Genomic DNA, 10,010 nt, shown 5'->3' with positions numbered 1-10,010 from the left:
GGTAAGCACTTTGAGAGCCTGATAAAAATTTTCCCCTTTATATAGCCCCAGCCCCCCCAATCCCAGATCCCGCCAGTTCAACTTACTGAGGGGGCCCACCAGATTAGCCAGCCAGCGGGGGCTGATGCCAGAGGCATAGAGGCCCCCGATAATCGCACCCATGGAAGTACCGACCAGTAAATCCAGAGGTAATCTTTCCTCTTCCCAGACCTTCAAAACCCCGATATGGGCCAATCCCCGGGCTGAGCCAGCCCCCAGGGCCAGAGCTAGCCGTGGCCGCCTCTCCTGCATGGCCTCACCCCCTGGTCTGATTTCTCCGCCTCTGCCATATATTTATTCATGGAAAGGCAGGGGATAGGAATTGAACAGGGAAAAACAAAAACTGCATCAGGGCTATTTCATCCTGATTTGTTCTCTCTTGCTAGTTGTTTCCCTGGCTATCAGCCCCAAAGTTGCTTTTCAAGGGGCCTTGCGTGGCACCAGAGCCTGGTTTGAAATCGTTCTTCCGGCTCTCCTGCCCTTTTTTATCGGTTCAGCCTTACTGGAACGTTATGGTCTTACCCACTGCCTGGGGGTATTGCTGGAGCCGGTAATGCGCCCCCTCTTTAATCTGCCCGGTGCCGCCGCTTTCGTCCTGGCCGTAGGCTATACTTCCGGTTATCCCATTGGTGCTGTTATCACAGCCAGTGAAATCAAAGCAGGGCGACTGACGCCGGCAGAAGGCCAGCGCTTGCTGGCCTTTACCAATAACGCCTCGCCCTTGTTCATGCTGGGAGCAGTAGCCGTTGGCATGCTGGGCCAGCCAGCCCTGGGCTGGACCCTGGCTGCCGGCCATTATGCGGCCAATCTGACCCTGGGTATCCTGTTAGCCTGGCGCAGCCGCCAGCATTCATCCCGGCCGCCACTTAAGGCCGGAAATCACAAAATCTGGGCAGCAGCTTTGCAAGAATTACGCCAAAAACTGCTGGCCAATGAGCGCCCCCTGGGCAGCCATCTGGCCGAAGCTGTAGGAGAAGCATGCAATAAACTGCTGGCTATCGGCGGGTTTATCATTGTTTTTGCTACCATCAGCCAGCTGCTGCTTCATTTTGGCCTGCTGGGAGCCCTGGCCCGTCTACTGGATTGGCCTTTTCAACTCCTGGGCCTGCCCGAGGGAATTGGTTTGGCTCTCGGCACTGGTTTGCTGGAAATCACCCTGGGCTGTCAGCAGGCCAGTATCAGCGACCTGCCCTTGCAGGCTAAAGTCCTTACCATCGCCGCTATTTTGGCCTGGAGCGGTTTTTCCGTCATTGCCCAGGTGGCCAGCTTTATCAGTTCCACTTCATTGCGCTTGCTGCCTTTTATCAAAGCACGACTGGTTCATATCTTACTGGCCATACCTTATACCTATTTTTTTTATCAGCTGGGCTGGAGTATACCAACCGCAGCCTGGCCCCTACCTCAGGCTGCTAATGCCTCCTGGCTGGGGCTTTTGGTTTATTCCGGTCAATTATTTCTTTTCACCCTGCTGGTGCTGACTCTGCTGGCCATTATCAGCAGTTTACTGCACCGGCTAAAATCCTAACCCATCTGATTAGCCCGGTTCTTTTGCTGCAAATCCCGTAACTGCTCCTGGCCGGTCTTCAATTCATCCAGTACGTGACTCAAATTGCTTTCCAGCTTGAGCAAAATATCCAGGGCATAATCAGTAGCCCCTTCCCGAATCTGCCGGGCCATTTCTTCCGCCTGCCTGATGATATCTTCAGCATGGGCTTGGGCCTCTTTGACCACTTCACTTTCATGGGCCAGTTTGCTTTTCTCATCATGGGCCTGGTCGATAATTCTTTTCGCTTGCTGTTCCGCATCTTGCAGAATCCGCTGATATTCCCGGGTAATCATCCGGGCCTGCTTCAACTCGTCCGGTAAAAGCACCCGGATCCGGTCCAGGATTTCGATAAGATCACCGGCATCCAGCAAGACCTTATTGCTAATGGGTACACGAAAAGCTTCATTCACCATTTCTTCCAGGTTATCCAGTAAATCCAGTACTTCCACTCGCTGCTCCCCTCCAATGGGTAAATTTAGCCCTTGAGCTGGGCCAGTTTTTCCTTGATTTTAATTTCGACAACCTCGGGGACAAATCCTTTAATGCAACCACCATAATTTGCAATTTCTTTAATTAAACTGGAACTGATAAAGGAATATTCCGCCCGCGCCATCATAAAAAAGGTCTCCACGGAAGGCTTGAGCTTGCGGTTGGTTACCGCCATTTGTAATTCATTTTCAAAATCGGAAATCGCCCGCAAGCCGCGGATAATTACCCGCGCCTTCTGGGAAACAACATAGTCTACTGTCAAACCAGTAAAGCTGTCTACCCTGACATTAGGATAGGGCCGCAAAACTTCCCGTAATAATTCAACTCGTTCTTCCATTGAAAAAAGAGGTTTCTTAGCAGAATTAACCGAAACAGCGACTATCACCTGATCAAACACATCTGCCGCCCTTTCGATAATATCCAGATGGCCATTGGTGATAGGATCAAAACTACCCGGGTAAACAGCTATTTTCACTCTGCCTTCTCCTCCTCAATATAGAAATTCAAGGCCGCTTCCCCATATTTTTCCCGCCGTTTCAGCCGGTAACCTGCTATCTCTTCAATAGCCGGCTCCCGTGACCTGGTCTCTACTATAATCCAGCCCTCCTGCTGAAGCAGCCGGTATTGCGAAAGCAATGGCAACACTCGGGACAAATGTCCTTGTTCATAGGGCGGATCGAGAAAGATAAAATCAAATTTTCTCCCTTCCCGTCCCAAACGGGGAATGGCGCGATAGACATCATCCTTTAATACCTCTGCCCTTTCCTCCAGGCCGGTGCTGGACAAGTTGTCCCTGATGCAGGCCAGGGCTTTCGGGTCCTTTTCCACCAGCACTGCCCGGGTTGCTCCCCGGCTGAGGGCTTCAATCGCCAGGGCCCCGGTACCGGCAAACAGGTCAAGACAGGTACTATCCCAGATTCGGTTCCCGATAATATTGAACAGAGCTTCTCTGACCCGGTCCAGAGTCGGCCGGGTGGAAATACCCCTGGGAGCTTTCAGTTTTCGACCTCTGGCCTGTCCAGCTATCACCCGCAATTTTTTCACCTCATTTGCATTATAGCATAGAAAAAATTTTTTTCCAGATGTATAAACCTTTTCCCTGCGGGTAATAAATATAAATGAACCAGTCAACACTCTCCCTACAAGCTCTTTCTCCGGTTTCTCCTCTCCCAATGTTACCCGCAAGGGTAACAAATTGGGCCACACCGCAAGGTAGTGGCCTTCTTTTTTTATCTAGGATAGAGATGCAGTTGTCCTCTGGTATCCAGCAAGGCGAAAAAGATTTGCTGTGGCTGCTGGTACCCCTGTTTTTGCAGCTCTCCAACCAGCCAGTTTTCCGACAGACCAATCTGTCCCAGATTATGTTTTTGTACAATCCCATCTTTGATTAAGGGGATAGGTAATCCCTCATAACTCGTAGCTAAACTCAGGTCAGCAGGAGTAACGGGACGATTCTGGCTTTTGGGGATTACACTTAGCTTTCCGGAAGTCTCCAGTACCGCGAATTCCACTTCCGCCGGTGAGGTAAAACCCTTTTCCCGTAACTGAGCCATTAAATCATCCAGGCTATAGCGCAAGCGTTTCATTTCCTCAATTACCGGCTGGCCATTAGCCACAACAATGGAAGGCTGTCCATCCATCAGTTTACGAAAGACCGGAAATTTTAACGCCAAATAGGAAGTGATAATTTCCAGCAAAACCACTACCAGAATAGGCACCAGGCTGGGCAACAGGGGTTTCTGGTAATACTCCATGGGAATAGCAGCCAGTTCTGCTAGCACAATAAAAACCACAATATCAAAAGTGGATAACTGTCCTACTTCTCTTTTTCCCATTAACCTTACCATGACCAGAATGAAAATATAAACAAAAATTGCCCGCAACACCACGTTTGCCATATATTTCCCTCCAAAAAATTATGTATAATTGCGAAAATTGCCGGGTACATTAAAGGCAGAAATTTGGAGAGGAAGATAATTCATGGCGCGACCGGAATTGCTTAAGCATTTTTCCATCAATCTCGATCTGGCTCTCGAAGCCCATGAAGCGATTCGGGGCCAGGTACAACGGGAAATTCCCGGTGTCGCAATGGAAAAACTGCAAAAACCTCATGCCACCGTAACCATCGTTACAGTCCTGGATGCCCAGGGAGAGCAATTAATGGGTAAACCGCCAGGTAAATATATTACCATCGAAGCACCAGATATCAGGGAAGGTAACCGGTTAGTACAGGCCGAAATCGCCCGGGTTTTTGCCGACCAGCTTAAATCCCTGCTATCCCTGGGGCCAGATGCCACCGTTCTTCTGGTCGGACTGGGCAACTGGAAGGCTACCCCGGATGCGCTGGGGCCCAGAGTAATCAATTCCGTCCTGGTAACCCGCCACCTTTTTCATTATGCCCCCCAGGAACTGGCCGGAGGGATGCGCCCGGTTTGCGCTCTGGCCCCGGGCGTCCTTGGTATAACCGGCATTGAAACCGCTGAAATCATCCGTGGGGTAGTGGACAGAGTCAAGCCCAATGCTGTTATCTGCATTGATGCCCTGGCCGCTGGCAGTGCCATGCGCATCGGCACTACTATCCAGCTAGCTGACACCGGTATAAGTCCCGGTTCCGGCCTGGGTCATAAACGACAGGGTTTAAATCAAGAGACTCTGGGGGTTCCTGTGATTGCCATTGGCATCCCCACCGTTTGTCATGCTGCTGTTATTGCCGGCGAGGCTATCGATAAATTACTGGAGCAGTTCCAGACCAGCCCAACCCTATATCAAATATACAAGAATCTCAATCCGGCAATGATTCAACAAATTATTAATGAAGTGCTGCACCCTTTCGCCGGCAATCTGGTTATGACTCCCAAGGATATTGATGATTTAATTTCCGAATGTGCCAGGATAGTCGCAGGTGGTCTGAATTTGGCCCTCCACCCCGGTATTCCCGAACAGGAAGCCTTCAGCTACCTGCACTAGCCATAGATGGAGAAAGGCGGGACCAAACCCGCCTTCTCCGCCACCCTTATTGCTGGGGAGTAGTGGTGCCAGCTTGCCCGGCCAGAGCTTGTTCAGCCAGTTGCACCATTTTCTTGGTCATCCATCCACCGATGCTGCCACACTCCCGGGAGGTCATATTTTCATAGCCAACAGTCTGGATTTTTTCCGCTAAACCGATTTCATTAGCGATTTCATATTTGAACTGTTCCAAAGCCCTTTTGGCACCGGGAACCGCAGTTTTGTTCCGATTTCTGGCCATGATCCCTCAACCTCCTTCGTTACTGTTGTACACGACCAGCCAAAGCCTGTTCAGCCAGTTGTACCATTTTCTTGGTCATCCATCCACCGATGCTGCCACATTCACGGGAGGTCATGTTTTCATAACCAACAGTCTGAATCTTGCCGGCTAAGCCGATTTCATTGGCCACTTCCATTTTGAACTGCTCCAGGGCCCGTTTGGCGCCGGGAACAGCCGGTTGATTGGTATTGCGTCCGCCTGGCATCTTTATCACCTCCTTTGCTGTTGGTGTTCATAGTATCCATCAAATTCAGTCACCCTATACGCAACAGTTATTGGCGCGGCTGTTTACCTGTTTCCTCTTTTGTAAAAGGAATGTTGCCAATGCCAGTGATGCCCAGTTCAGAAGCTACTTCATACTGAAATTTTTTCAGCTCCGGAGTCAGAGGAAATTCCTTTTTATTTTTTTTCGCCATCATCCTCACCTCCTCTCGAGGGTGTAAAAAGCCAGGAGAAAAATCTCCTGGCTGGTGCGACTGGACTTACTGTTTTGGTTGGGCCAGACCCCGTTCCGCCATTTCAATGGCTTTGTGCACCATCATGCCACATTGCCGCGAGGTAACGCCACCGAAACCTTCCCGCTGGACGATGTCCGCCACCCCTAATTCTCTGGCAATTTCCCACTTCAACTGCTCGGACATGATACTGCGCCGTCTGCCCATGGCCACTACCTCCTTCACCATCGCACCATTTATAGTTTGCGTGATTTGCTTAAAACTAACCAGGCAATTTTTTCCAAAAACAAAAGCGGGCTAACCCGCTTTTAATACTCCTCATTGGAAACATAGCCGACCCGACCGGCCAGCAAAGTTTGGCCTCAAACATCGCATTTATTTTCAGGATTGCGAAAGACACTGTTGCCACACTGGGGACATTTGACTGCTGCTTCGGCATTATCCGGTTGTACAGGTTTTACCATCTTCATTTCACCTCCTGCCATAGTTTGCGGCAGGAAGGCGAAAAAAATACTCTTATCTCAGCAGCCACTTAATTATTAGCATATGCTACAATAATTGCACGAAGAAGGAAGCATAGAAATCAACCAAACAGCAATCTATAACATCAATTACAACGTGGTCATGGCTGATCGCGTACAAGTTTTTCTCTCCGCTCCTCCCAAAATAGTTCCGGCGGTAATCGCCAAAGAGGTGACTCCTGTGGCACCTGCGGAGAGAGTACGATAGTTATAGCTTCCTACCCCCCTATAAAAACATACCTGCTTTATCACTTTTTGTCACACTGTAAACAAAAACACAGCGATTATTCATCGCTGTAACGAACCAAAAACCGGGAGTATTTTTCCTTACACTCCTGAAGACATTTAACCTCTAGTTTTTGATAGGCCCGGCGGACTATAGTTTTCACTGTGTTTTTGCTAATTCTCAGCTTCCTAGCCACTGCTTCATAACTATATCCAGCAACCAGGTACTCCAAAACAACCTTTTCCCGCCCGGACAGTTCCAAATACTTCAGCCTCTCCTTGTCTGCCGCAACATGAGTCTCCCGGTCAACTTCCCTGGAAATTATTTTTGCCAACATTTCAACTAAAGGAATCATCTTTATTAAATCGGTTTCAATATGCGAAGAAATGTCCAAAAAACCCATTATTCCATGATAACTGCTATAAATCGGAACAGCAACACAGTACCAGGATTTTAAGAAGTCACAATAATGCTGTTCTCCTCTAACTACTACCGTTTTTAGTTCTTGCATGGCCAAGCAGATGGCATTGGTTCCAGCACTTTCACAACTAAAAGATGTACCTCTCCTTATTCCAAGTTCAGCACACATTTTTAACACTTCCGGACTACAGGTAAGCTCCAGGACATACCCTTCCTTATCACAGAGCAGGAATAATACATTTTTATCCAGCAAACTGGCATAACTTTCCTGCAGCAGCGGAGCCGCGATCTCTAATAAAATCTTGTTCTGCTTTATTCTAACTAATGTTTTTTGTTTACTCAAACAAATCCTGGGTCTGTCCTGGTCCGGTTTAATGCCAAGTTGTTTGGATTTTTGCCATGATTCATTGATCCGCACTGAATCAAAAAATAAGACACTGGTATCCTGGTGGAGAAAATCAAGTTGTTTCCATTTATCAAACAAAAAGATTCCCCCCTCTTAATCTCCCCCATTCCTATGTCTATATTTTATCATGTGAAACTTTTCCTGAGAAGAAAAAATGGGCCAGCCCCCTGCTTGTCTACGACCGGTGAGCCTGGGAAGGGGCAGGCGGTTAAAACTGTTGACAGTGCTGCCCTATTTAAAACTTGGGAGTAATCGTTACTGAATGAGGCAACTCTTATACGCCATTACCATAAAATCTCCCAACAGATACTTGTGGAAAAATCCTTACAAAAATAACAAATTTCCTCTTGCAAAAAACAATTCTAATTTTGTGATACAGGAGGAATAGTAGTTAATGAATTTATTTTCTTCCAGATTGATTTGATTACAACTTTATACAATAGGTTACCGAAGATTACATAGAATATTATAGTTGCAGTTAAACAGAAATAACATAAATTCCCAACCCAAAAAAATTGAGCGAACTGTAGAAAAGATGCAAAGCTAGCACATAACATCGCAGTTAAAAGTGTCAGATATTTTAGGCTTGAAAAACGCATTGAAAAATGATTCAAAACCGCAAGGGTGACAGAAGCAACAACTCCTATCAACGCTATAATTACACCATCTATTGGCAGAAAGAATATTTGGTTACACGAAGAACAGCCTTTAACAGTATATTTGACCCAAGCCGTATAACTAAGTAAAACTGCGTTAATTAACGATAAACAAGTTGTTGTATTTATCTTCCACACCTTTTCCCTTCCCCATTTCTTAATATAGCATTTTTATTAATCTATTAACGTTTTCTATGCGGAAAAGCGCTTCGGGGGTCTCCTATCCAATCTCCTATAACCTTCCATATACCTTTATATTTACTAGCTTTTTTTTCTTTTAAGTAAAAAGGATACCATAAAAAAGTTGTTGAAAAAATCAAATAATACACTATCATTGAAATAAATCCAAAGGCTCCATTATTTGTATAGCTTTTAATAATAAAGTTAATTGTAAGTCCCAAAGTAATATTTAAAACTATAAGAGCACCATACCTGTTCCTAAAAAGAGTTCCAATTTCTAGCCAAATTCCCTTATAGCGCTGCGGTTGTTTGTCACGTAAATAAAATGGATATAAAAGAAAAAATGCATAAACTAAAAGAACTATAATATTTATAAGTAGCCACCAAGAATTCATAGATTTTAACCTCTTTCAACTAATTTAAGAATATGGTTGAAGCCACTCGGCTTCAACCATATTAACCCTCTATTTACAATAACCTATATCTTGGCACAAAGATGGACAAGTAATGTAACTTCCTACTCCACCACAAATAATACTATAGACAACTCCACAAATTATCGGACAGGTGAAGTTTCCAAATGGTGAACAGGCAATCATACATGCAAAATAACTAGTTAACCCACACCCACCGTTCCAGAGGGTATTACATATTCCAAGACAGATATCACAACTAGTCCATGCCGCGTTTATTTCTTTTTGAGAACCAGTTTTATCTTTTTTATCATACGGAATAAAAGGCCCTTCTTTCCAATTAATTTTAGGTTGATTATTAATAATTTCTATTTTAGAGGTATTATAGATTTTTCCATTTTTAATGTCGTAAACATCTATTGTTTTTGTACCATTTACGTTTTGAAGAACACCTGCACCTACTTTCACTTTACCATTAAAATCTGCGTAAACAAGTTGAATATCTTTAGATCCTTTAATTGTTAATATTAATACATTCCCTTGTTTTTTGGAGTATACATAGTTCGCTGCTCTTTTCTCTGATACCTCATAGCTGTCGCCTGTTAACTTATCCAGTAAAAAAGGTTAGAATAACCGCAATAAACATACTTATCCTTTTATCAACCTTTAATAACATAAATTTTACCTCCTAACTTAGTATACTTTAGTTGTCATCAGGTAGACTTTTATAAATCTATTAAAGTTTTTTAAACGAAATAGTCAGCACCATCGGATGACAATGCGATAAAAGTAAGAGCTTCCTACCACCCCCATAAACACATACCTGTTACCCTCACTCTTCTGTATATGAATATATCCCATTTTGATTAATTATGGTATCACCCCGTTTGTCACCTTTTTGTCACCTTTTTTGTCACCCCATAAACATTACGCAGTGACCCTCAAAAGAAAAAACGGGCCAGTAGCCCGTCGTTAAAAATACTACCCGATTTGTGCCAAATCCAGACCATCGGCAAAAGTAGCTTTCAATTCCTCCTTCAGCAGCCGGTGTTCCGGTCGGGCCAGTTTCGGATCTTCTTCCACAATCCGGAATGCCAGCTGGCGCGCTCCTTCCAGCAGGGGCAAATCCTTGACCAGATCGGCCACCTTCAGTTCCGGCAGCCCTGACTGACGGGTACCGAAGAATTCCCCTGGGCCCCGCAGTTTCAAATCCTCCTCCGCCAGCACAAAACCGTCATTGGTCTGTTCCATGATGCGCAGGCGGGCCCGCCCTTCAGCCGATTGGGTATCGGAAATCAGGAAACAATAGGACTGATATTCTCCCCGCCCCACCCGGCCCCGCAGCTGGTGGAGCTGGGCCAGGCCAAAGCGTT

General features: G+C 45.9%; 14 protein-coding genes and 1 pseudogene. 2 read left to right on the top strand and 13 right to left on the bottom strand.

All coding sequences use genetic code 11. From position 1 onward, the window contains the following. Window positions 1–291 (bottom strand): patatin-like phospholipase family protein (locus tag JDF658_RS11805; protein WP_200805682.1); only part of this gene is annotated, 291 nt, incomplete at its 3' end. A gap of 70 nt (window positions 292–361) precedes the next feature. Here JDF658_RS11805 and ylbJ point away from each other — a divergent pair. Beyond that, window positions 362–1,564, top strand: coding sequence for a sporulation integral membrane protein YlbJ (ylbJ, locus tag JDF658_RS11800; RefSeq protein ID WP_079907772.1), 1,203 nt, complete (start codon window positions 362–364; stop codon window positions 1,562–1,564). Here the strand turns inward: ylbJ and JDF658_RS11795 are convergent. From JDF658_RS11795 to JDF658_RS11780, 4 genes are all read right to left on the bottom strand, one after another. After that, complete coding sequence (locus tag JDF658_RS11795; protein WP_078664939.1) at window positions 1,561–2,034, bottom strand: hypothetical protein; 474 nt, start codon at window positions 2,032–2,034, stop codon at window positions 1,561–1,563. The two genes, ylbJ and JDF658_RS11795, sit on opposite strands and share 4 nt — an antisense overlap. Window positions 2,035–2,060: 26 nt before the next feature. Next, the gene (coaD, locus tag JDF658_RS11790) at window positions 2,061–2,549 is read right to left on the bottom strand and encodes a pantetheine-phosphate adenylyltransferase (RefSeq protein ID WP_078664940.1); all 489 of its coding nucleotides are present in this window, start codon (window positions 2,547–2,549) and stop codon (window positions 2,061–2,063) included. Next, on the bottom strand, window positions 2,546–3,118 hold the full coding sequence (gene rsmD / locus JDF658_RS11785) for a 16S rRNA (guanine(966)-N(2))-methyltransferase RsmD (RefSeq protein WP_078664970.1): 573 nt from the start codon (window positions 3,116–3,118) through the stop codon (window positions 2,546–2,548). The genes coaD and rsmD overlap by 4 nt, the downstream gene beginning before the upstream one ends. A 185-nt stretch (window positions 3,119–3,303) precedes the next feature. After that, the gene (locus tag JDF658_RS11780; RefSeq protein WP_078664941.1) at window positions 3,304–3,972 is read right to left on the bottom strand and encodes a DUF421 domain-containing protein; all 669 of its coding nucleotides are present in this window, start codon (window positions 3,970–3,972) and stop codon (window positions 3,304–3,306) included. A gap of 82 nt (window positions 3,973–4,054) precedes the next feature. On the opposite strand from JDF658_RS11780, the gene gpr reads away from it, so the two are divergent. Further along, entirely contained in the window at window positions 4,055–5,041 is a 987-nt protein-coding gene (gpr, locus tag JDF658_RS11775) for a GPR endopeptidase (protein ID WP_078664942.1), read from the top strand. Between the two features lie 46 nt (window positions 5,042–5,087). On the opposite strand, the gene JDF658_RS11770 is transcribed toward gpr, so the two are convergent. The 8 genes and pseudogenes from JDF658_RS11770 to JDF658_RS14495 form a co-directional block, all read right to left on the bottom strand. Beyond that, window positions 5,088–5,321 (bottom strand): alpha/beta-type small acid-soluble spore protein, encoded by a 234-nt coding sequence (locus JDF658_RS11770; protein WP_078664943.1) that lies wholly within the window; start codon window positions 5,319–5,321, stop codon window positions 5,088–5,090. 19 nt (window positions 5,322–5,340) lie between these two features. After that, window positions 5,341–5,565 (bottom strand): alpha/beta-type small acid-soluble spore protein, encoded by a 225-nt coding sequence (locus JDF658_RS11765; RefSeq protein WP_078664944.1) that lies wholly within the window; start codon window positions 5,563–5,565, stop codon window positions 5,341–5,343. A 67-nt stretch (window positions 5,566–5,632) separates the two neighbouring features. Further along, window positions 5,633–5,776, bottom strand: coding sequence for a hypothetical protein (locus tag JDF658_RS14500; RefSeq protein WP_159071902.1), 144 nt, complete (start codon window positions 5,774–5,776; stop codon window positions 5,633–5,635). A 66-nt stretch (window positions 5,777–5,842) separates the two neighbouring features. Continuing rightward, a complete protein-coding gene (locus tag JDF658_RS11760; RefSeq protein WP_079907771.1) occupies window positions 5,843–6,022 on the bottom strand; it encodes a small, acid-soluble spore protein, alpha/beta type in 180 nt (59 codons plus the stop codon). Between the two features lie 598 nt (window positions 6,023–6,620). After that, the gene (locus JDF658_RS11755) at window positions 6,621–7,466 is read right to left on the bottom strand and encodes a LuxR C-terminal-related transcriptional regulator (RefSeq protein WP_079907769.1); all 846 of its coding nucleotides are present in this window, start codon (window positions 7,464–7,466) and stop codon (window positions 6,621–6,623) included. 760 nt (window positions 7,467–8,226) lie between these two features. Further along, window positions 8,227–8,619 (bottom strand): hypothetical protein, encoded by a 393-nt coding sequence (locus JDF658_RS11750; protein WP_078664947.1) that lies wholly within the window; start codon window positions 8,617–8,619, stop codon window positions 8,227–8,229. Between the two features lie 69 nt (window positions 8,620–8,688). Continuing rightward, the gene (locus JDF658_RS14265; protein WP_143311788.1) at window positions 8,689–9,105 is read right to left on the bottom strand and encodes a hypothetical protein; all 417 of its coding nucleotides are present in this window, start codon (window positions 9,103–9,105) and stop codon (window positions 8,689–8,691) included. A gap of 513 nt (window positions 9,106–9,618) precedes the next feature. After that, a pseudogene (locus tag JDF658_RS14495) lies at window positions 9,619–10,010 on the bottom strand (DNA helicase RecG); the annotation flags it as partial.

Origin of the sequence: Carboxydocella sp. JDF658 (genome assembly GCF_002049395.1) — a bacterium.
Taxonomy (GTDB): domain Bacteria; phylum Bacillota.
This window is presented reverse-complemented; position numbering and strand designations above follow the sequence as displayed.

Excerpts from the sequence above, each read along its gene's own strand:
- JDF658_RS11780 (WP_078664941.1), bottom strand. The coding sequence starts at position 3,972 with ATGGCAAACGTGGTGTTGCGGGCAATTTTTGTTTATATTTTCATTCTG.
- gpr (WP_078664942.1), top strand. The coding sequence starts at position 4,055 with ATGGCGCGACCGGAATTGCTTAAGCATTTTTCCATCAATCTCGATCTG.
- JDF658_RS11770 (WP_078664943.1), bottom strand. The coding sequence starts at position 5,321 with ATGGCCAGAAATCGGAACAAAACTGCGGTTCCCGGTGCCAAAAGGGCT.
- JDF658_RS11765 (WP_078664944.1), bottom strand. The coding sequence starts at position 5,565 with ATGCCAGGCGGACGCAATACCAATCAACCGGCTGTTCCCGGCGCCAAA.
- JDF658_RS14500 (WP_159071902.1), bottom strand. The coding sequence starts at position 5,776 with ATGGCGAAAAAAAATAAAAAGGAATTTCCTCTGACTCCGGAGCTGAAA.
- JDF658_RS11760 (WP_079907771.1), bottom strand. The coding sequence starts at position 6,022 with ATGGGCAGACGGCGCAGTATCATGTCCGAGCAGTTGAAGTGGGAAATT.
- JDF658_RS11750 (WP_078664947.1), bottom strand. The coding sequence starts at position 8,619 with ATGAATTCTTGGTGGCTACTTATAAATATTATAGTTCTTTTAGTTTAT.